Source organism: Roseixanthobacter liquoris (genome assembly GCF_043195135.2).
Lineage (GTDB): Bacteria > Pseudomonadota > Alphaproteobacteria > Rhizobiales > Xanthobacteraceae > NCEH01.
Genome location: NZ_CM195537.1, coordinates 3727140 through 3749105 on the forward strand (window position 1 = coordinate 3727140; position 21966 = coordinate 3749105).

Annotated in this window: 13 protein-coding genes and 1 pseudogene; 8 read left to right on the top strand and 6 right to left on the bottom strand. The window is 68.0% G+C overall.

Annotated features, from left to right (window positions below):
* The first annotated feature begins 74 nt into the window (after positions 1-74).
* Positions 75-962 (top strand): NAD(P)-dependent oxidoreductase, encoded by an 888-nt coding sequence (locus tag V5F84_RS16860; RefSeq protein ID WP_394041275.1) that lies wholly within the window; start codon positions 75-77, stop codon positions 960-962.
* 580 nt (positions 963-1542) lie between these two features.
* On the opposite strand, the gene V5F84_RS16865 is transcribed toward V5F84_RS16860, so the two are convergent.
* Positions 1543-2925, bottom strand: a complete 1383-nt coding sequence (locus V5F84_RS16865) for a hypothetical protein (protein ID WP_394041276.1) — start codon at positions 2923-2925, stop codon at positions 1543-1545.
* A 234-nt stretch (positions 2926-3159) separates the two neighbouring features.
* On the opposite strand from V5F84_RS16865, the pseudogene V5F84_RS16870 reads away from it, so the two are divergent.
* A pseudogene (locus V5F84_RS16870) lies at positions 3160-3348 on the top strand (transposase); the annotation flags it as partial.
* A 184-nt stretch (positions 3349-3532) separates the two neighbouring features.
* Here V5F84_RS16870 and V5F84_RS16875 read toward each other — a convergent pair.
* Positions 3533-9757 carry a Calx-beta domain-containing protein gene (locus V5F84_RS16875; protein ID WP_394041277.1) on the bottom strand — a complete coding sequence of 2075 codons (6225 nt, stop codon included), beginning with the start codon at positions 9755-9757 and terminating at the stop codon, positions 3533-3535.
* A gap of 256 nt (positions 9758-10013) precedes the next feature.
* Here V5F84_RS16875 and V5F84_RS16880 point away from each other — a divergent pair, with 256 nt between their 5' ends.
* Together V5F84_RS16880 and V5F84_RS16885 are read left to right on the top strand one after the other, a co-directional pair.
* A complete protein-coding gene (locus tag V5F84_RS16880; RefSeq protein WP_394041278.1) occupies positions 10014-11102 on the top strand; it encodes a sensor histidine kinase in 1089 nt (362 codons plus the stop codon).
* A complete protein-coding gene (locus V5F84_RS16885) occupies positions 11096-11839 on the top strand; it encodes a LytR/AlgR family response regulator transcription factor (protein WP_394041279.1) in 744 nt (247 codons plus the stop codon). Before V5F84_RS16880 ends, V5F84_RS16885 begins: the two co-directional genes overlap by 7 nt.
* Before the next feature lie 9 nt (positions 11840-11848).
* Here the strand turns inward: V5F84_RS16885 and ugpE are convergent, their stop codons facing one another.
* The 3 genes from ugpE to V5F84_RS16900 form a co-directional block, all read right to left on the bottom strand.
* A complete protein-coding gene (gene ugpE, locus V5F84_RS16890) occupies positions 11849-12700 on the bottom strand; it encodes a sn-glycerol-3-phosphate ABC transporter permease UgpE (protein ID WP_394041280.1) in 852 nt (283 codons plus the stop codon).
* A complete protein-coding gene (ugpA, locus tag V5F84_RS16895) occupies positions 12700-13584 on the bottom strand; it encodes a sn-glycerol-3-phosphate ABC transporter permease UgpA (RefSeq protein ID WP_394041281.1) in 885 nt (294 codons plus the stop codon). The genes ugpE and ugpA overlap by 1 nt, the downstream gene beginning before the upstream one ends.
* A 262-nt stretch (positions 13585-13846) precedes the next feature.
* Positions 13847-15097, bottom strand: a complete 1251-nt coding sequence (locus V5F84_RS16900; protein WP_394041282.1) for an Hsp70 family protein — start codon at positions 15095-15097, stop codon at positions 13847-13849.
* Positions 15098-15350: 253 nt separating this feature from the next.
* Here V5F84_RS16900 and V5F84_RS16905 point away from each other — a divergent pair, with 253 nt between their 5' ends.
* Complete coding sequence (locus V5F84_RS16905; RefSeq protein ID WP_394041283.1) at positions 15351-17090, top strand: hypothetical protein; 1740 nt, start codon at positions 15351-15353, stop codon at positions 17088-17090.
* Between the two features lie 39 nt (positions 17091-17129).
* Here V5F84_RS16905 and V5F84_RS16910 read toward each other — a convergent pair whose 3' ends face one another.
* A complete protein-coding gene (locus V5F84_RS16910) occupies positions 17130-17732 on the bottom strand; it encodes a YcgN family cysteine cluster protein (RefSeq protein WP_394041284.1) in 603 nt (200 codons plus the stop codon).
* Positions 17733-17997: 265 nt separating this feature from the next.
* On the opposite strand from V5F84_RS16910, the gene V5F84_RS16915 reads away from it, so the two are divergent.
* From V5F84_RS16915 to V5F84_RS16925, 3 genes are read left to right on the top strand one after another with little or no spacing between them, the layout of a single operon-like run.
* Positions 17998-20178 (top strand): transglycosylase domain-containing protein, encoded by a 2181-nt coding sequence (locus tag V5F84_RS16915; RefSeq protein WP_394041285.1) that lies wholly within the window; start codon positions 17998-18000, stop codon positions 20176-20178.
* A gap of 55 nt (positions 20179-20233) precedes the next feature.
* Complete coding sequence (locus V5F84_RS16920; protein ID WP_394041286.1) at positions 20234-20809, top strand: DUF1214 domain-containing protein; 576 nt, start codon at positions 20234-20236, stop codon at positions 20807-20809.
* Positions 20806-21453, top strand: coding sequence for a DUF1254 domain-containing protein (locus tag V5F84_RS16925; protein WP_394041287.1), 648 nt, complete (start codon positions 20806-20808; stop codon positions 21451-21453). Before V5F84_RS16920 ends, V5F84_RS16925 begins: the two co-directional genes overlap by 4 nt.
* The last annotated feature ends 513 nt before the right edge of the window (positions 21454-21966 follow it).

Sequence of the window (21966 nt, forward strand, 5' to 3'; positions counted from 1 at the left end):
TTGACGAGGGCGCGTCCTGCACGCGTCATCGCGCAGTTTCAGGCGGCCTCTCACGGCGGAAGAAGGATCTGATCATGAAAGTCGGTTTCATCGGGCTCGGCCGCATGGGCGAAGCCATGGCCGCGAACCTGCTCAAGGCGGGCCATGAGGTCAGCGTCTACAACCGCTCTCCCGCCAAGGCCGACGCCCTGGTCGCGGCCGGCGCCGTGCGCGCCGCCAGCATCGCCGAGGCCTGCCGGGGCGAGGCGGTGCTGACCATGCTGGCGGACGATGCGGCGGTGGAAAGCGTCGTGCTCGGCGCGGGCGCCATCCGCGAGAGCCTGCCCAAGGGCGCGCTCCACGTGTCGCACAGCACCATTTCCGCCGCCTTGTCGGAACGCCTCGCCAAGGCGCACGCGCAGGCCGGCCAGGCCTATGTGGCAGCCCCCGTGTTCGGGCGGCCGGACGTGGCGGCGGCGGGCAAGCTGTTCGTGGTGGCCGGCGGCGCGCCGGACGACGTCGCGCGCTGCGCGCCCCTGTTCGAGGCCATGGGCCAGCGCACGTTCGCGCTGTCCGAAAAGCCCGAGGCCGCCAATGTGGTGAAGCTCAGCGGCAATTTCCTCATCGCCTCGGTCATCGAGGCCCTGGGCGAGGCCATGGCGCTGGTGGGCAAGGCCGGCATCGACAAGAGCGAATATCTCGATCTGCTCACCTCGACCCTGTTCGGCGCGCCGGTCTATCGCACCTATGGCGCGCTCATTGCCGAAGAGCGTTTCTCCCCCGCGGGATTTGCGGCGCCGCTGGGGCTGAAGGACGTGAGCCTGGCGCTCGCGGCGGGTGAGGCGCTACGCGTGCCGCTGCCGCTGGCGAGCCTGCTGCGCGACCGTTTCCTGGCCCTTCTGGCCCAGGGCGGCGCGGACCTCGACTGGTCCGCGGTCAGCAGCCTGGCGCTGCGCGATTCCGGCCAGGGCAAGGCCGGGTAGCCGCCCCTCTCCCTTGCGCGCCCTGCCCCCTCCCCCCTTGAGGGGGAGGGTTGGGGTGGGGGGTGTCGTGCCGCGAACACCCCCTCGCCCGGACAGGCGGAGCGACACCCCCCTCCCATCCCTCCCCCGCAAGGGGGGAGGGCCGCCAGGGTCCATCGCCCGACCTCAAACCGGCAGGTCGCGATGAGGATGCGCGATTCCGGCCAGGGCAAGGCCAAGTAGTTTCCTTCGTCTCACCACAAGCGCCACATGCCCCCTCCCCCCTTGAGGGGGAGGGCTGGGGTGGGGGGTATGGTGCCGTACGCAACCCCACGCCCGGACAGGCGGAGCGACACCCCCTCCCATCCCTCCCCCGCAATTGGGGAGGGCCGCCGCTCATTGAAAGACCTCAGATCAGCAGGTCGATGTGCGCGGCGTCGCGCGGCATCGTTCCGGCATCGTTCCAAATCGATCGTGAACCCATAAACCGGGAATGACGGAGATTGGCGGTGGTTATCTGCCTGTCCGCTATTTGGATGGGCTTTTGAAGGAGTCTTCATTCCGCAAATCTCCGAATTGCGGCCGGGAGAGGCAAGACCGGTCAGGGCTTACCCTGTTCATTCACTTTCTTGAGGGCCAGCGGGTCGTCACTGGTAGGATTGCTGACTGCCCAGTCCAGACTCATCACAAGGCATATCCGCGCAAACTGTTCTGCCAACGCCCGAGTAGATGACCAATCATTGCCGATCTTATCGTTGGTGCCGTGTATCGTGCGGCTGCGGCCCGAGCTGTAAATCTCTTCTACCGCCTGGTGCATGGTGGGGCCATCTTTGCGGATCGTCTTGTCGTCCTGCATGCCAAGCCGGGCTCGGATTAGGCTTCTGATCCCGTTGGACCTGCCGCCACTGGCGAGGGCATCTAGGCACGCCGAGAACTTCACCACGGCCATCAGTTCCACCTCATCCCGGCATCCCTCATGGAACCATAGTAGCGCCTGCGCAAACGTATTCATGAGCGCGGGACGCGCGACCTTCCCGTCACGCGAGAGGTAATAAGTGATCGCCTCGCCCACCACATCGAAGTCACCACGGTTCTTCGCCAGTTCTTTCGCCCAGTCTCCAGGACTAATGTTAGGACCATGCGGCAGGCCCATTAGGTGGCCGCCAGACAGCGTTCTGACCTTCGGTTTAAACACCAGCGAGCGCTGGCGGCGAACTGACGGATCGACCAACAGGCGGAACCCATCGAGCGCTCTGGAGGATACGGCCCAGCGCAGGGCAATTCCTGTCAGTGCAAGGCGCGCAGCCGTTTGCGCTTTAAGACGACCGGCTTCGGAGGCGAGCCCCTCGGTACGGACACTGCACACATACGGACACTTGCCCACTGCATCGAGAATATCCCGCTCCCGTATGGAATCGACCGATGTCTTGCGCTTACGCGGCTTGCCTCCAGACCAGACGCGCATGACGCGCTGCGCGGTCGTCTTGCTAACGGCGCCGTCAGAAAGCTTGCGTGCGAGCCACGCCGAACGAGGCTCAAACTGCACTGGACCAATCGAAAAGGGCGCGACATCAAAGTTGCCAAACAGAGTACAGCCGAACGCATGCTCAACAGGGCCGTGTGTCTTGCTAGGTCCACTAACGGCCGCGCGGATGGCAGCGACAACAGTGCGAGCATTCTCTTGCCGGTCGTCATCGAGATCGATCAGCATCAGCGCTGGGCCGAAGGCACCCCGCACCGTCCAATTCCATTCCTTATCGGTATTAGAGCGGCTTAGAACCGGATCGCCGCGCTTGAGCTCCCGCGAAGAAAGCTCGATCAGCCGCTCCATCTCCCGCGTCGTCATTATGAAGCGGTCATTCCCGACGGCAATTTGCCCTGGAAACGAAAACCCTTCCTCATCCGGTTCCGGTACCGATCCGGGAGCTTGAATGCGGGTCAGTTCTGCGATTAATGCCTCTACATACGATTCCAGCGTCGCCATGGACGATCCTCTTGCCGGGCAAGTCTAGTACATCGGCAACCACCGTAACCGCAAAGCCCGCTAGAATAGCGGGCCTTGCGCACAGGGCTAATGGTATCGCCGCATTTACCACCGGTAACATCGACTGCGAGCGTCAGCTATTCAGAACTCGCCCTTCAGGATCGAACGGCCACAATGGGCTCGATAGCTGCCTGGCCGCTTCCGGAGTTCGCCACATGCTGTTTCAGCATCGGCATGAGCCAATATGACCTGACCGACTTCGAGTGGCGCGCGATCGAGCCGCTGCTGCCCAACACGCCACGAGGCGTACCGCGCGTCGATGACCGGCAGGTGCTAAACGGCATCTTCCGGGTGCTGCGATCGGGTGCGCCACGGCGAGACCTGCCCAAGTGTTACGGCCCGCGCAACGTCCCCCACAAGCGCCACATGCCCCCTCCCCCCTTCAGGGGGAGGGTTGGGGTGGGGGGTATGGTGCCGCAAACACCCCCTCGCCCGGACAAGCGGAGAGACACCCCCCTCCCATCCCTCCCCCGCAAGGGGGGAGGGCAAGCCCTGCGCGTGCGAAGGCTGGAGTGCGGCGAATGCCCGATAAGGGGTCCCATAAACCTCAGATCAGCAGGTCGATGTGGGAGGCGTCGAGCTGGCCCTTGCCGATGAAGCCGAAGCTCACCGTGGCGTCGTGGCCGATGTCGCCGTTCCAGGCGGCATTGCGGATCACATAGCCGTCGGCATCGTGGGACACGATTTCCGCATTCCAGATGTTCTCGATCTGATAGGGCATGTTGATCTCGAGCTGCCAGCCATGGGCCGCCGTGGCGCCGTCATTGTGGATCTCGATCGAGGCATTGAAGCCGCCGCCCCAGGAATCCACGCTGGAGAACAGCGCCTGAAGATCCGTGTCGTGCACCGGGTCCGTGGGCGGGGTTGGCGGGGCGGGATCGGTGGGCGGCGTCGAAGTCGCGCCGTCGTCATTGACGATGGTGCCGATGCCGGCGGCATGCGCCAGCGTCGCGCCGGTGGGATTGGAGACCACCAGGGAGAAATGCTCGTCCGCCTCCGCCACCCGGTCGGCGGTGATGGGGACGGCGATGATCTTGGTCTGCTCGCCCGCGGCGAAGGTGAGCGTGCCGCTCACGGCGGTGAAATCCGCCGCGCCGGCGGTGTCCGCCACGGTGTGGAAATCGAGCGTGACTGGCCCGGTCGCCGCCTCGCTCAGGGTGACGGTGAACAAAGCATGGGCCTGTGCCCCGGCGCCGCCGCCGCTGCCCCCTTCGCCGAAGTCATATTCGATGCCTTCGAGATACGACATCTTATTGGTGTTCACGCTCGTCCAGTCATCCTTCAGGATGCCGCCCGTGTCGCCGGAATTGGGGTTCCACGACCAATAGGTCCAGCTCACGCCCTTGTCGCCGGCAGCGATGTCGTGGGTGCCGTTATTGTCGAGATCGCCGCCGAGATAGGAGGTGATGGCTTCCAGCCAGGCGGCATCCTTCGGGTCGGTCAGCTTGGTGCCGAACTCGCCGATGTAAACCGGGGCGATGTTCTCCTTGTAGATATAGCCCCACATCTGGTCGAACTTCTCCGGCAGATTGGCCGGATAGGACGGATCGCTGAACCAGGGCTGGGGATAGATCGAATTCGGATAATCGTGCGCCGAATAGACCAGCTTGTTGTCCACATCGAGTTCGATGGGGCGGTCGCGCACGCCCATCAGATTGCCGCCCCACCAGTAATTATTGCCCTCGTAGGTGCCGATGCCCTCGACGAAGATCAGCCAGTTGGAATTCACGTCGCCGATGGCGTTGCCGGCGCGCTCGGCCGCCGCCGCCCAGTCGTTCGCGCCGCCGCCGCCCCAGGTGCCGTTATAGGGCTCGTTGTGCAGGTCCGCGCCGATCACGGCGGTGTCGCCGGCATAGCGCTGCGCCAGCATCTGCCAATCGGAAACCCACTGCGCCTCGCTATGGGTCGCATCGTACCAGAGCCCGTTGGCGGAGGTGCCGGCGCCGGCATCGCTGCGGTGGTGATCGAGGATGATCTTCATGCCGATGGCGTCGGCATAATCGACGATCTTGTCCATCACCTGGAGCGGCGTGAGGCCCGAAAGATCCGGGTTCTTGGAATAGTCGATGCCGTTCGCCTGAGAGGTCGCATGCAGCATGTCGGTGGAGAACGGCAGGCGGATGGTGTTGAAGCCCAGATCCTTCATCTGGTCCATCATGTCCTGGTAGCCACGCGTCCACAGGCCGTGGGGCGACATGGTGTCGGATTCAAAGCCGAACCAGTTGACGCCGCCGATCTGCACCGCATTGCCGGCCGCATCGACGATCTGGTTGCCGGAGGTGGAGAGCCAGCCGTCCAGCCCGCCGCCGGACGAACCGGGATTGCCCTCCACCACGGAGGCGTCGCTCACCGAGATTTCCGGCACATGGGCCGGCGGGGCGGTGTCGTCGTTCACGATGGTGCCGGTGGCGGTGGCATGGCCGAGGGTCGCGCCCGTGGGGGCGGAGAGCTTCACGGTGAAGGTCTCGTTCGCCTCCACCGCCGTGTCGCCGGTGACCTGGATGTGCACGACCTTTGAGGTCTCGCCGGCCGCGAAGGTGACCGTGCCGCTCGTGGCGGCATAGTCGGAGCCCGCGCTCGCGGTGCCGTTGGCGGTGGCATATTGCACGCTCACCGGGCCGGTCGCCGCCTTGTCCAGCGTCACGGTGAAGGCGAAGTCGCTCGTGCCGGCATTGCCTTCCGTCAGCGTGCCGTCGGCGATCGATACCACCGGCGGCACGGGGGCCACGTCGTCATTGGCGATGGTGCCGGTGGCATTGGCGTCGGCGAGCGTCGCGCCGGTGGGATTGGTCAAGGTGAGCGTGAGGGTCTCGTTCCCCTCCACCGCCGTGTCGCCGGTCACCTGCACATGCACCAGCTTGGTGGTCTCGCCGGGCGCGAAGGTGAGCGTGCCGGCAAGCGCGGCATAATCGGCGCCGGCGCTCGCCGTGCCGTTGGCGGTCGCATAGGCCACCGTCACGGGCGTGCTGGAGGCCGCCGAGAGCGAGACGGTAAAGGCGAGGTCGCTGGTGCCGGCATTGCCTTCGACGACAGTGGCATCGGCCACCGCGAGCGTCGGCAGCACCGGCGCCGGATCGCCGCCCACCGGCGCGCCATTGACGCGGAAGCCCGACGCGGCCGTGCCGCCCGCCCCCGCGCTCGCCTGGAAGCCGAACGCCACCTCCTGCCCGGCGCCCACGGTGCCGTTCCACGCCGCATTGCGCACCACGTAATGGGAGCCCACGTGGCTGACGATCTCGGCGTTCCAGATATTGGTGATGGTGAAGGCGGAATCGAACTCCACGGTCCAGCCGTTGAGCGCCGAGGGCCCGGCTTCCACCGTCATGCTGGCGACGAAGCCGGAGCCCCAATTGTCGTTCACGTCATAGTCGAGGCCCGCCGATCCCGCCGGCGGCGGCGCCACGTCGTCATTGGTGATGGTGCCGGTCGCGGCGCCGTCGGCGATGGTGAGGCCGGAGGGGTTGGAGAGCGTGACGGTGAAGGTCTCGTTGCCCTCCACCGCCGCGTCGCCGGTGATCGGCACATGCACCATCTTCGAGGTCTCGCCGGCCGCAAACGTCAGCGTGCCGCTCTGGGCGGCATAGTCGGACCCGGCGCTCGCGGTGCCATTGGCGGTGGTGTACTGCACGCTCACGGGCCCGGTGGCCGCCTTGTCCAGGCTCACGACGAACATCATCTGCGCGGTGCCGGAATTGCCTTCCGCGAGCGTGACGTCGGCGATGGAAACGGCCGGCGGCACCACGGGCGCCACGTCGTCATTGAGGATGGTGCCGACCGCCGTGTCGTCGGCGAGGGTCGCGCCCGAGGGATTGGAGAGCTTCACCGAGAAGGTCTCGTTCGCTTCCACCAAGGTGTCGCCGACGATGTCCACATGCACGGTCTTCGAGGTCTCCCCCGCCGCGAAGGTGATCGTGCCCGCACCGGCCACATAGTCCGCGCCGCCGACCGCCGTGCCGTCGGCGGTGGCATATTGCACCGTCACGGGGCCGAGCGCCGGCTTGTCCAGCGTGACGGTGAACATGAAGTGGGCGTGCTCGCCATTGCCCTCGGCGACGGAGAGATCGCCGATGGAGACCGCCGGCAGCACCACGGGCGCGCTGTCGTCGTCGAGAATGGTGCCGATGGCCGTGCCGTCGGCGATGGTCGCGCCGGCCGGATTGGAGAGGGTGACGGAGAAGGTCTCGTTCCCTTCCACCAAAGTGTCGCCGACGATGTCCACATGAACCGTCTTCGAGGTTTCCCCCGCTGCGAAGGTCACGGTGCCGGCGCCCGCCACATAGTCCGCGCCGGCGCTCGCCGTGCCATTGGCGGTGGCATATTGCACGCTCACGGGGCCGGTCGCCGGCTTGTCGAGCGTGACCGTGAACATGAAATGGCTGTGCGCGCCATCGCCCTCGCTCACCGCGAGATCGCCGATGGAGAGCGCCGGCGGCGTGCCGGGGGCGCTGTCGTCGTTGAGGATCGTGCCGGTCGCGACCGCATCGCCGAGGGTGGCGCCGCTGGCATCCGACAGGGTGACGGTGAAGGTCTCGTTCGCCTCCACCGCCGTGTCGCCCACCACATGCACATGCACCATCTGCGAGGTCTCGCCCGGCGCGAAGGTGAGCGTGCCGCTGTCGCCGCTGAAGTCCGACCCGTCGGTGGCGGTGCCGTTGGCGGTGGCGTAGCGCACGGTGACGGGGGTGGCGGAGGCCTTGTCCAGCGTCACCATGAACATGAAATGCGCTTCGCCCGTATCGCCCTCGGCCACCTGGGCGTCGGCAATCGAGATCACCGGCGGAGCGGCGGGATTGGCGTCCACATCGTCATTGACGATGGTACCCACCGCCGACCCGTCGAGGATGGTGGCGCCCACCGGGGCGGACAAATGCAGGCTGAAGCTCTCGTTCAGCTCGCTCAGCGTGTCGCCGGTCACCGGCACGTGAATCATCTTGGAGGTTTCGCCGGGCGCGAACACGATCGTGCCGACGCTGGAGGCATAGTCCGACCCCGCCGTCGCGGTGCCGTTCAAGGTGGAATAGCTCACGCTCACCTGGGTCGCGGAGGGCGCCGAGAGGGTGACGGTGAACATCATCACCGCCGTGCCGGCATCACCCTCGGCGATACTGGCGTCCGCCACATTGAGCACCGGCAGCACCGGCGCGGGGGGCGCCGCATCGATGGCCGCCTGCCATTCCGCGCGCGCTGTGGTGTCGAGCGCGATGATGTTGCTCATCTCGATCTGCGAGAGCGTCACCCCGGGCAAGGTATAGGTCTGGTGGTTGCCCTCGATGGTGATGACGAGGCCGGCGGGCGTCTGCGACAGGGAGAATTCGGCGGCCTTGAACCAGCCGAAATCGAGCTTGTCCGAGGCCGGGTCGAAATCCAGCACCGCGTCCGAGCCGTAGTTCCAGGCGATGGTGAAGGTCTCGCCCTGAACCCCGCTCGGCGGCGTGCCGGTGCCGGTGTGGGAGGGCCATTCGTCCGTGCCGGCGATGGGCACGCCCTGCGGCAGCACCTGGGAATCGGGCACGCTGGCGAAGCCGAGTTGCAGATGCACCCGGTCCTCGCGGACCTGGGCGAAATGGAACTCGAAATTGTCGACCGTGAGGTCCGCCACCTTCACGCCCAGCAGGATCAGCGCCTGGCCGGTGCCGGAATTGGAGATCACCACCCCTTCCGCGCTGGCCACCATGTAGATCTGCTCGCGGGTGCCGAAATAGCGGAAGTCCACCACGTCGGTCGCGGGATCGAACGCCACCTTGTCGATCTGGCCGATTTCGTGGGAGCGCGCATAGACGGTGTGGGGCTCGGGCGTGATGCCCTGTTCCCACGCCAGCGCGCCGGAAAGATCCTGCCGCAGGTGGTTGTTCTCGATCGGCATGAAGCTGTCGATGGTGAGCTGGCCCAGCGACACGCCCTGAACGATGGCGGTTTCCCCGGACCAGGGATTCATGAAGCCGACCCCGGCCGGCGTATCCACCACGATGAAATTATGGACGCTCACCCCGCCGAGATCGAGCTTGTCCTTCGCCGGATCGAAGCCGACGATGTCCGGGCCGTCGGTGGTGACGCTGAACACGCGCCCTTCCCCGGTGCCCCCGGCGCCGGAACCGCCGCCGTTTCCTCCGCCGCCGGGCGCCGTGTCGGTGTTCTGGATCGTGCCGGTGGCGCTGGCATGGGCGAGGGTCGCGCCGGAGGGCGCCGAGAGGATCAGCGAGAAGGTCTCGTTCGCCTCCACCGCCGTGTCGCCGGTAACCGCCACATGCACCACCTTGGAGGTCTCGCCGGGCGCGAAGGTGAGCGAGCCCATGGCGGCGGTGAAATCGCTGCCGGCGGTCGCCGTGCCGTTGGCGGTGGAATAGCTCACCGTGACCGGCGTCGCGGAAGGCGCGGAAAGGCTCACCGTGAAGGCGAGGTCGCTGGTGCCGCTGTCGCCTTCCGCCAGCGCCGCATCCGCCACCGACAGGGCGGGCAGGACCGGCGCCGGATCGCCGCCGACGCCGTTGAGCGTGAAGCCGCTGGCGCTGGTGGCGGCGCTGCCCGGCTCGGCCTGGAAGCCGAACGAGGCGCTCGCGTTCGCCGGCACGCTGGAATTCCACGGCGCGTTGCGGATGACATAATGGTCGCCCACATGGCTGACGATCTCGGCGCCCCAGATGTTGGAGATGTCGAAGGCGGCATCGAATTCCACCGTCCACCCGTTGAGACCTGCCGACCCGGCGGGCACCGTCATGGCGCCGACGAAGCCCGAACCCCAATTGTCGGCAACAGCGTAATTCACGTTCGCCATCTGTCATTGCTCCAGAATTGCGAGCCCATCTGGGACACTGCATCTGCATCTCACGAAGCGTCAGGCGATGCTTTTTGAAGTCGATGAACCGGGCGGAAAAATCGATCATGCCGTCGCCTTTTGCGCCGCACGCCGCCAATTGCCGGGCGGGCGCTTGCCGCAGGGGCGCAAATCGCCTTTGCTGCGCGGGGGGACGCAGCCCGCACAGGGGCGGCGGCGGTGGGGGGCCGGCATCTTGACGAGGCAGGACGCGGTCTTGGCGCGCAATCCGCTCGCCGCCTGGTGGGCACGGCGCCCCGCGTTCCTGCGCGCCCAGGTGACGGGATGGAGCCTGTTCTCCATCGTCGACCTCACCAATCGCTGGGTCTCCTACGAGAATTTCGGCATCTCGCTCGGCCTGACGCTGATCGCCCTGCCGCTGCTGATCCTCGTGACCACGGCCATGCGCGCCGCCTATCTGAAGGCGGGCCTGGACGCCGCGATCAACCTGCGGGCCTTGGTGTGGATCGCCGTGCTGTCGTTCCTCGCGGCGGCCGTCCTGGTCGGATGCATCAGCGTGGTGCGCGATTATTTCGGCTGGCCGATCCCCAACTGGCGGCCGGAACAGCAGGTGCTGGCGCCGCTGATCTATTATTTCTTCACCATGATGGGCTGGAGCCTCGCCTATTTCTGGGTGCGGGCGGAGATTGCCGCGCGCAGCGACCGCCAGCGCGCCGCCCTGGCGCAGGCCGAGGCGCTGCGGGCCGAATTGCGCGAACTGCGGCTCCAGCTCGACCCGCACTTTCTGTTCAACGCCCTCAACGGCATCGGCGAAGAGATCCTGGACGATCCCGACGCCGCCCATGTGATGGTGCGCGAGCTGTCCGACTATCTGCGCCATTCGCTCGCCACCCACGACCAGCCCGTGGCCAGCGTGGCAGCGGAGGCGGCGAGCCTTGCCGCCTATCTGCGCATCCAGGAGGCGCGCTTCGGCGACCATCTGGTGGCCACCCTCGACGTGGCGCCCGATGCCGCGGAACGTCCCATCGCCAGCTTCCTGCTCCAGCCGCTGGTGGAGAATGCCATCAAGCACGGCACCCGGCGCAACGGGCTGCGCATCGAGATCGCGATCCGGGCCGAAGGCGAGGGGCTGCGCATCCGCATCGGCAACACGGGCACCCTCTCGCCTTCCGCCAAGCGGCCGCGCCGCGGCGGGGTGGGCCTCGCCAATGTGCGGCGGCGCCTCGCCCTGCACTATCCCGGCCGGCATTATTTCACCTTGCACGAAGCCGCGCCGGCGGGCAGTACCGGCGCCGCCGGGCGCCGCGTGGTGGCCGAGCTGATCCTGGAGGGCGCGCCGTGCTGAGCGCCGTGATCGTGGATGACGAGGTGCGCGCCCGCCGCGCCATCGCCCGCCTGCTGGAGGCGCACCCGCAGGTGCGCATCGCCGGCGAGGCCGATTGCGTGGAGGACGCGCTCGACCTTCTGGTGCGCGAGCAGCCGGATCTGGTGTTCCTCGACATCGAGCTGGGCGACGGCAGCGGCTTCGAGCTGCTCCAGGGGCTGGAAGACCCGCCGCGCGTGATCTTCGTCACCGCCCATGCCGAGCACGCGGTGGACGCCTTCGCGGTGGATGCGGTGGATTATCTGCTGAAGCCGGTCTCGCCCGAGCGCCTCGCCGACGCCCTGCGCCGCGCGGCGCGACGCAGCGGCCCCGACGCCGCGGCGCCCGCCGCGGAACCTTCGGCGCCGGCGCCCGGCGCGACGCTGGAGCTGCGCACGCCCAATCGCACCGTGTTCGCGCCGCCGTCCGAGATCGTGGCGCTGCGGGCGGATGGCGACTTCACCCGCGTGTTCCTCGCCGGCCAGCCGCCGCTGATGATGCTGCGCACGCTCGGCACGTTCGAAGCCTTGCTGCCGTGCCCCCCGTTCCTGCGCCTCGGCCGCTCGCTGATGGTGAATTGCGACCGCCTGCGCAGCATCGAGACCCCCTCGCGCGACCGGGCGCACGTGGCGCTGGAGGGCTTGGCGACGCCCCTCATCCTCGGCCGCGCCGCCACCGGCCGGCTGCGCGAGGCGCTGGCGGACAAGGGCAGGCCCTGAGCGGGCGGGCTATTTCTCGGTTTCCGTCAGCCCGCGCACGAACAAATTCTGCATCAGGGCGATCACCAGGATCGGCGGCAGCATGGCGAGGATGGCGGTCGCCATCACAAGGTGCCACACGGGATCGGCCTCGGCCGCTGACCCCGCGAGCCGCTGGATGCCCATGACGATGGTGTAATAGCGGGTGTCCGTGGTCACCAGCAGCGGCCACAGATACTGGTTCCAGCCATAGATGAAGAGGATGACGAACAGCGCCGCGATATTGGTGCGCGAGAGCGGCAGCAGCACGAACCAGAAGAAGCGCAGCGGCCCGGCCCCGTCGATCAGGGCTGCCTCCGTCAATTCATCGGGAATGGTCATGAACACCTGGCGGAACAGGAAGGTCGCCGTGGCGCTGGCGATCAGCGGCAGGGTGAGCCCGCCATAGGAGTTCAGGAGGTTGAGATCCGCCACCACCTGGAAGGTGGGCAGGATGCGCACCTCCACCGGCAGCATCAGCGTGATGAAGATCAGCCAGAACGCGCTCTGCCGCAGCGGGAAGCGGAAATAGCAGACCGCGAAGGCGGACAGCAGGGAGATGGCGATCTTCCCGAGCGCGATCGCCATGGCCATGATGAAACTGTTCAGCAGCATCGGCCCCACGGGCGGAAAGCCCTGGGTGCTGGAGCCGGTGAACAAAGCGGTGCGGTAATTCTCCAGGAAAAGGCCGCCCGGCAGGAGCCCGATGCGGCCGGAGAGGAAATCGCCGCCGGAATGGGTGGAGGCGATGAAGGCGAGATAGACCGGCAACACCATCACCACCACGCCGAGGATCAGCGCGAGATGGGCCAGCAGGCCGAGCAGGCGCCCCGAGCCGGCCATCAATATTGCACCCGGCGTTCGATATGGCGGAACTGGGCGGCGGTGAGCGCGATCACGATCACCAGCAGCACCACCGATTGCGCCGCCGAGCCGCCGAGATCGAGCCCGCCGAAGCCGTCGCGGAACACCTTGTAGACGAGGATCGTGGTCGCCTGCCCCGGCCCGCCGCCGGTGGTGGCGTGGATGATGCCGAAGGTGTCGAAGAAGGCATAGGTGAGGTTCACCACCAGCAGGAAGAAGGTGGTGGGCGCCAGCAGCGGCCAGACCACATGGCGGAACCGCCGCACCGGCCCGGCGCCGTCCAGGGCGGCAGCTTCCATCAGGCTCGCGGGAATGGCCTGGAGGCCGGCGAGGAAGAACAGGAAATTATAGCTCACCTGCTTCCAGGCCGCGGCCAGGATCACCATCAAAAGCGCCTGCTCGCCGTTGAGGAAATGATTCCACGTGATGCCCAGGGCGCCGAGGGCGCGGGCGAGGATGCCGATGGAGGGGTTGAACATGAACCACCACAGGATGCCCGCCACCGCCGGCGCCACCGCATAGGGCCACACCAGCAGCACGCGATACGGCCCCGCCCTTTTGCCGATCCGGTCCGCCGCGAGCGCCAGCCCCAGCGCGAGCACCATGGCGAGCAGCGTCACGCTGGCGGAGAACACGGCCGTGACCTGGAACGCGTTGAGATAGGTGGGATCGCGGAACAGGGCGGCGAAATTGGCGAGGCCCACGAAGGCGCGCGATAGGCCGAAGGCATCCTCCGCGAACAGGGAGGACACCACCGCCTGCCCCGCCGGCCAGAGGAAGAACACGAGCGTGATGGCCAGCTGCGGCGCCAGCAGCAGATAGGGCGTGAGGGAGCGGGGAAAGGTGACGCGCTTGGCCTGCATGTCCGGGTCCGCATGGGCCGCGCGGATGCGGCGGGAGAAAAAATAGCTTGTTCCCGCGTCCGGGATAAGACCGCCCCACCCGAGGGCCAATCGACATTCCGCGGCGGGGTGGATCGTCGAGGCGCCAGACAGCAGGTGCGCGCGATTGTCTTTCTTTCGCCGGTCGTCATGGCCGGGCTTGTCGCCGCGTGGATGCACGGGACAGGCCCGTGCATCACGATGCTCTGCCGCACCGGCGCCGAACCGTGAATGGCGATGGGTCCTACCGCCCGTAGCGGCGTCCCGCTTCCACCGCGAGCCCCGTGCCCACGGAGCCGAACGTATCGCCCGCCACGATCCGCGCCTGCGGCGCCATGGCGACGATGGCGGAGCGCACATGGGCGAGGCGCGTCGAGCCGCCGGTGAGGAACAGCGCATCGATGTCGCTCGCCTTCACCCCCGCCTCCTTCAGGCATTGGGTGATGCGCCGGGCGATCCGCCCCGACAGGCTGTCGGTGTGGGTCACAAGGTCGTCGTGCACGATGCCGACCGCGAGCGAAGGCTCCAGCCAGGCGAGGTCGATGGCGGTGCGCCCGTCCTCGGAGACCGCGATCTTGGCATCCTCGGCGGCCATGGCGAGGGTATGGCCGCGCTCCTCGCTCACCACATGGGCAAGGCGGCGGATCAGTTCGGGCCGGGCGGATTCGCGCTCCATCTCGCGGATCGAGCGATGCACGCGCGGATCGTACAGGCGATTGATGGAAGACCAGGTGGCGAGATCCTGGAACAGGCTCGCCGGCGCGGAAAGGCCCTGCCGCTTCATGGGGCTGCCGTGGCCGAGCAGCGGCATCACCATGCCGAGGCTCAGCGCCCGGTCGAAATCCGTGCCGCCGATGCGCACGCCGTCATTGGCGAGGATGTCGTCCGCCCGGTCCGGCTTGTCGCGCCGGTCGGGACCGATGCGCACGATGGAGAAATCGGACGTGCCGCCGCCGATATCGGCGATCAGCGCCAGCTCCTCGCCATTCACCTGCCGCTCGTAATCGAGCGCGGCGGCGATCGGCTCGAACTGGAAGGAGATGTCCGAAAAGCCGATCTCGCGGGCGACATCGCCGAGCACGTCCTGCGCCCGCGCATCGCCCGCCGGGTCGCCGTCGACGAAATGCACGGGGCGGCCGAGCACCACCCCGTCCAGCGGCGCGCCCGCCGCGATCTCGCCGCGCCGCTTCACCTCGGCGATATAGGCGCCGATCACCTTGCGAAAGGTGACGCGGGTGCGGCCGACCGCCGTGGTCTCGTCCACCAGCGCGCTGCCGAGCACGGATTTCAGCGCCCGCATCAGCCGCCCCTGCTCGCCGCTCACATAAGCGGCCATGGCCGCGCGGCCGATCACGGGCGCGGCCATGCGGGGATAGAAGATCGCGCTCGGCACCGTCACCGCCTCGCCCTCGACGGGCGCGAGATGCGGTCCGGCCGGGCCGTTGAGGCCGAGGGTGGTGTTGGACGTGCCGAAATCGAGGCCGCAGGCCGCCATGGTGGGTTCCCGAAAACGGAGCGATAAGGGCGTGCGCTGCAACATAGCGCAGAAGGGCGCGCTCGGTACCCCCTCGGCGCGCCAAGATCAAGCCCCGATCGATGACATCTGCGCGCGTCGCCCCGGCCGTTGCGTCGCTTCCGCTTGTTTCCACGACTTCAACCCGGCGGCGGGGACGGATATAGACGGACGGCATTCGCGAGAACGACGGGCCCGCACGGCGCCCTTGCCGCGCACCAGGGGGTTCCGCACGATGGACACAAATTACGGCTGGGTGTGTCTCTCCGCCCTGCTCATCCTGGCCCTGCTGCTGGTTCCCGGCCTGTGGTGGAACGCGCGCGCCACGGCCGCGCGACGGCTGCCCTCCGCCTTCGTGCCGCTGCCGGGCCTGCTCGCCCTCGCCGCCACCGGGCTGCTGCTGTGGATCGTCCATCCCGCCGACGCCGGGACGGCGGGACTGCTCCAGGGCGCGGTGACCGCCGCCCTCGCGCTCGATCTCGCGCGGCTGTGGTGGCGAGCGGGCGCGTGGCGCGCCTCGTTCGGCGACCAGGGGCCGGGCGTGTTCGCGCTCTGGGCGGCGATGATCGCCATGGCCATGGCGGTCGGCCTCAATCCCCTGCCCATCGCCCAGGAAACCCATGCGGAGACGGTGATCCCCGCCCGCATGGTGGCCTCGCCGCCGGACCACATCATTCCCTACATCACCGCCGCCTACATGTTCCACGGCAAGGACGGCATCGAGCGCAGCGCCGATTATTTCGGCGGATGGTCGGTGACCTCGCGCGGCCCCCTGGTCCCGCTCGCCACCAATGCCCTGTTCGCGGTGTTCGGCGCCGCGCCCCACGATACGCCGAACATCGAGCGCAAGCCCTGGCCCGGCACGCCCGACGGCGCCTATCTCGCCCGCCTCCTCGGCTGGATGACCAACGCCATGGTGGTGCTCGGCGCCGGCCATCTGCTGCTGGCGCTTGGGATCAAGCCCGCCAGCCGTCCGTGGATGCTCGGCTGCCTGTGGGTCGCGCTGGCGCCTTCCATGCTGATCAATACCGTCTTCCTCTGGCCGAAGGTGCTGGCCGGCTTCTTCATCCTGCTCAGCCTCGCCTCGCTGCTGCGCGCCCGCTGGGGCGTCGCGGCGGGGTGCGGGGCGCTCGCCTGGCTGAGCCATCCCGTGGGCCTGCTGTTCCTGCCGCCGCTCGGGCTGGTCGCCCTGTGGACCGCCTTCGCCGCCGCCGGGTCGCCGCGGGAGAAGGCTAGCGCGGCGGTGCGGGCCGGCCTGGTGTTCGGGCTCGTCACGATCGGCCTGATGGCGCCCTGGCTCGCCTACAAGACCTGGCTCGGCGCCCATGACATGTTCATGGATTATGTGCTCAGCGACGGGCGGGGGGTCATCCGGGCGAACTCGCTCTGGTCCTGGCTCGGCGCAAGATGGGATAATTTCTGGATCACCCTCAGTCCAACCGTCTATTATTATTCCAGCCACATGCGCACCTGGGTTGCAGGCCCGGTCAGCGAGCCGCTGCGCTGGACGGTCCAATATGCCAAGACCTTGCCCGCCGGCCTCGGCTTCTGCCTGTTCTTCCCGGCCTATATGGCCCTAGCGCGGCCCAATGCGGATTCGCGCATCCGCCGGCTGCTCGCGCTTATCGTTGTGACGTTCGTCCTGATGCTGATGATCCTGGGCTTCAGCCGCGACGGGCTTGGGCGCAATTCCCTGGAACCTCTGATCCCCTTGATCATCGTGCTCTGCGCCGCGCAGGCGAAGGCCGGGTGGGGCTGGATGATCGGGCTTGCCGGCATCTATCTTGAAGGGCGGTGGGTGGAGTTGACCGGCTTCGTGCTGGAGAAATCCTTCAGCTGGGCGAACGTGCCGCTTGATGCCTTCGTGTGCTGGAGCGTCAGCAGCCTCGTCGGGCTGGGTCTGCTCGGCCTCGGCTATCTGGTGCTGGTGCGCGGCACGGAGCTGACGGGCCGCCTCGGGCCGGCGCCGGCCTGACGCCAGGCGACCGCGAGACGAGCTGACGCGCGGCGGCGGTCAGGCGCCGGAAAGCGGCTTGCGCGGGCGCGCGGCGCGGGTGCGGCTCGCCGGCAGGCCGGTCCCCCGCGATCCCTTGGGCCAGCGCAGCGGCCAGGACACGACGTGGTCCACGAGTTCGAACAGGCCGAACATCTGCTCCCCGCCCGCCACCTTGCCGCGCACGGAGATGCCCGCCTCGTGCACCGTCTCGGACGAGCCGGAGACCAGCGGATGCCACCAGGGCAGGTCCTTGCCCTCGTCCAAAAGGCGATAGGCGCAGGTGGGCGGCAGCCAGGAGAGTTCGGCAACCGCCTCCGGCGTCAGGCGCACGCAGTCGCTCACCTGCTCCTGCCGGTTGGGATAGTCCGAGCAATGGCAGGAATGGGTCTCGAACAGCCGGCACACCACGTCGGTATAGGCGATGTCGCCGCTGTCCTCGTCCTCCAGCTTCACGAGGCAGCAGCGCCCGCAGCCGTCGCACAGGCTTTCCCATTCCGCCGGGTTCATCTGCGCGAGGCCCTTGGCGCGCCAGAAAGGCACCGCCGCGCCGGGGGTCGCGGCGCCCGGCGCGATGTCGGGGAATGCGGCGGGCGCGGGGGCGGAGGGCGAGCGGTCTGGCATGGACCTCCTTACCACGAAGCCGCGCGCGGCTTGAACCGCGCCGCGAAAATTTACCCCGTCCTCACGTCTGCTTGCGCCGCGTCACGTGACACTCGCGGCGATCCGCGCCGCGGGTTATAGACAAGGCTGCCCGCCGGCCGCCGTGTTTTTGACACGCGGCTGCACGAGCAAGGAAGATGGCGGCAATTGGCAATGGCGACGTTTGGCAGGGGCGCGCGGGGCGCGGCGCGCATCTGGCCGGACCGGCGATGAGAAGCATCAAGCGGTGAGCGAAGGTCCAAAACCCTCCTTCAAGACCCGGCTGCGCAACGCGCTGCTGGATCTCGACGCGCGCATCGACAGCACCCTGTTCCAGCTGGGCACCTTCACCCGGCGGCTCACCAGCGCCTATTCCGCCTTCATGGAGCATTTCTCCCTCTCCGGCGTGCCGCGCTTCCTGGTGGGCATGGCCTCGGAGGGCTTCACCCTGGGCGCGGCCGGCTCCGTGGTGGTGCTCGCGCTCGCGCTGCCGGCGTTCCACGAGACCTCGGACGACTGGCTGAAGCGCACCGAACTGGCCGTGACCTTCCTCGACCGCTACGGCAATGTGCTGGGCGAACGCGGCGTGCGCCAGAACGACACCGTGCCGCTGGCCGATTTCCCCGATTATCTGCTCAAGGCGGTGCTCGCCACCGAGGACCGGCGCTTCTACGAGCATTTCGGCATCGATGTCGCCGGCACGTTCCGCGCGGTGGTCACCAATGCCAAGGCCGGCGGCGTGCGCCAGGGCGGGTCCTCGCTCACCCAGCAGCTCGCCAAGAACCTGTTCCTCTCCAACGAGCGCACCATCGAGCGCAAGATCAAGGAAGCGTTCCTGGCGCTGTGGCTGGAAAGCCGGCTCACCAAGAGCCAGATCTTCAAGCTCTATCTCGACCGCGCCTATCTCGGCGGCGGCGCCTATGGGGTGGACGCGGCAGCGCAATATTATTTCGGCAAGTCCGTGCGCGAGGTGAACCTCGCCGAGGCCGCCATGCTCGCCGGCCTGTTCAAGGCGCCGAGCAAATACGCGCCCCACGTCAACCTGCCGGCCGCCCGCGCCCGCGCCTCCACCGTGCTGGACAATCTGGTGGATGCCGGCTTCCTGACCGAGGGTCAAGTGTTCGGCGCCCGGCGCAATCCCGCGACCCCGGTGGACCGCAGCGACATGGCGGTGCCCGACTATTATCTCGACTATGCCTTCGCCGAGGTGCGCAAGCTGGTGGACGCCCTGCCCAAGAGCGTGACCGAGCGCAATTTCGTCGTGCGCACCGGTCTCGACCCCAACATCCAGAAGGTGGCGGAAGCCGCGCTCGACCAGGCGCTGCGGCAATATGGCAAGGACTATAAGGTGAGCCAGGGCGCCGTTGTGATCATGGAGCCCAACGGCACGTTGCGCACCATGGTGGGCGGGCGCGACTATGGCGAGAGCCAGTTCAACCGCGCCACCGACGCCCTGCGCCAGCCCGGATCCTCGTTCAAGCCGTTCGTCTATACAGTCGCGCTGATGAACGGCTACAAGCCCACGACCATCGTGCAGGACGCGCCGATCTGCCTCGGCAATTGGTGTCCGCAGAATTATGGCCGCTCCTATATGGGCTCGATCCCGCTGATCACGGCGCTCCAGCATTCGCTGAACACGGTGGCGGTGCGGCTCGCGGAGAAGTTCGGCCGCGCCAAGATCATCGACCTCGCGCACAAGATGGGCATCACCTCGAACCTCGTGCCGAGCGCCCCGCTGCCGCTCGGCGCCGCCGAGGTGACGGCCATCGACATGGTGACCGCCTACAGCGTGTTCGCCAATGGCGGACGCAGCGTCTATCCCCACGCGGTGGTGGAGATGCGCGTCTCCAATGGCGAGGTGGTGTGGCGCTTCGACCGCGACGCGCCGAAATCGGTGGAGATCATCCCGCCGAACGTGATCGACATGATCAATCCCATGCTGAACAACGTGGTCGAGAACGGCACCGGCCGCCGGGCGCGGCTGGAGAACATCAAGGTGGCCGGCAAGACCGGCACCACGAACGCCTATCGCGACGCCTGGTTCATGGGCTTCACGGGCAATTATGTGGGCGCGGTCTGGTTCGGCAACGACGACTACACCTCCATGAACAAGATGACCGGCGGCACCTTGCCGGCGATGACCTGGCAGAAGGTGATGGCCTATGCCCACCAGGGGGTGGAGCGCAAATTCATCCCCGGCGTCGGCGACCAGCCGGCCCCCAAGCTGGACGACAAGCCCTCCCCCATCGAGGTGCCGGAGCTGGATTCGATCCAGCGTCCCATCACCCTGTCGCCGCGCAGCACCGAGCGCCTGATCCGCCTGGAACAGATCTTCCGCACCGCGCCGCCCCTGCCGCCGCTGCCCGGCCCGACCGCCATGGGAACGCCCGCGCCCGGTGCCCCCGCGGCGCCGACGCGCACCAATTGACCGGAGCCCGAGCCGTGAGCCCATCCCCATACCTGGCAGGAGCCCCGGGTTCGCCGTGCGCCTCGTGACCCTCGCCACCACCCTCGCCGCGGCGGCGGCGATCGGCCTCGGCGCCACCTATTTCGCCGTCACCCATTCGCGCGGCATGGATATCGTGCGCCTCGGCGCCTGGCAGGGCTGGCCGCGCTCTGGCACCACCCAGGCCGACCCCTATGCGGCCGCCGCCTTCGCGCGCACCGGCGAACTGCCGCTGGAACTGGCCGACGGCCTGCTGTTCCTGGCCGATCACGACACCGCCGGCGCGCCGCTGGACGGGCGCTGCGACATCCGCATCTCGGGTCCCCTGCCCCAGTCGCGCCTGTGGACGCTGACCCTCACGGACGACAAGGGCGCGCTCGTGCCCAACCAGGCGGAGCGCCACGGCTTCACCAGCGCCGAGCTGGTCTATGAGCCGGACGGCAGCATCAATGTGTCCCTCTCCCCCCGGGCGCGGGCGGGAAACTGGCTGCCCACCGGCGCGCGCGGCCGCCTGCGGGTGGCGCTGCGCCTGTATGATGCCCCGTTCAGCTTCGCCTCGGGCGCGCAGGACGAGGGGCAATTGCCGCGCATCGTCACGGAGCGATGCCCATGACCTTCGTCTCCCTGTTTCGCCGCACCCGTCCGGCCTATCGCTCCACCGCCCGCGCGCCGGGCCCGGTGGAACGGCTCGCCGCGATTTTCCAGGCGGTGCCCGCCGCCCCGCGCCTGCTGCTGCTGCCGCTCGCCCTGGTGCTGGTGCTCGCCGGCATCGTGCATCTGGTGTCGGTGCTGGCCATGCCCCGGCTCGCCCAGGCGTCCGCCTATCAGCGGCTGTCCGCGCTGGCGCCGGTGAACCGGCTGGTGCTGCTGCCGGATAGCGGGGAAGGCATGCTGCCCATGACAGACCCGGCGTTCGTCAGCGCGGTGTGCCGCTATGACCTGCGCGAACGGCCGCTGAAGGTGCGGGTGCCGCAGACCGGCGATTACACCTCGGTTTCCTTCTATACCAATCGCGGGCTGGCGTTCTACGCGCTGAACGACCAGGCGGCCGGGCGGGTGATCGAACTGGACCTGCTCTCTCCCGCCCAGCGCGCGGCGCTGCCCGAAGATGAGGAAATCACGGCGGCGGACCGCCTGGTGGTGGAATCGCCCACCACCACCGGCATCGTGCTCATCCGGGCCTTCGCCCGCTATGGCGATGTCCGCGACGCCGTGCGCAAGCAGCTCGAAGCCGCGAGCTGCGCCGCCACGCAATAAGGTGAGGACGTTCGCCAGTCCCGGGACGGGCGCCGCACGCGCCGGCGATGTCCCGGCCCGGCCGCGTGTCGAGGCGCATCCGGGCGCATCGGGGCGCAAGCCTCGGCCTGCCGCCCCCTGGCTGTCGCACGTCTTTGACGCGCGTCTTTCCCGTGAATCTGGCCCCTGGGGGCTCTGCCCCCGTGCGCGGGATATCCCGGTCCTTCAGCGCCCCGCGCTTGCAGGAGGGAAACTCCTGCGTTCAACGATTCGCTGCGCGAACCCGGGGTCACGCCTGGCGCTGGGTCGGTCCCAGCTTGCGCCGCCCGAGCTTCGGCGGCGGGGCGGCGAGGGTCGACTCGCAATGACGCTCGATGCGCACCACCGGCAGAATGTAAATCTGTGCGCTTTCGGGGCGATCGGCTGGCGATGCTCCCTCCGTCCCAGCCACGCGCGCTTTGCGCGCCCGCACTCCCCGCGTTGCGGAGAACGATAAGACCGTTCCCATTTCGCTGCTCCTCGTGGGCCACCGTA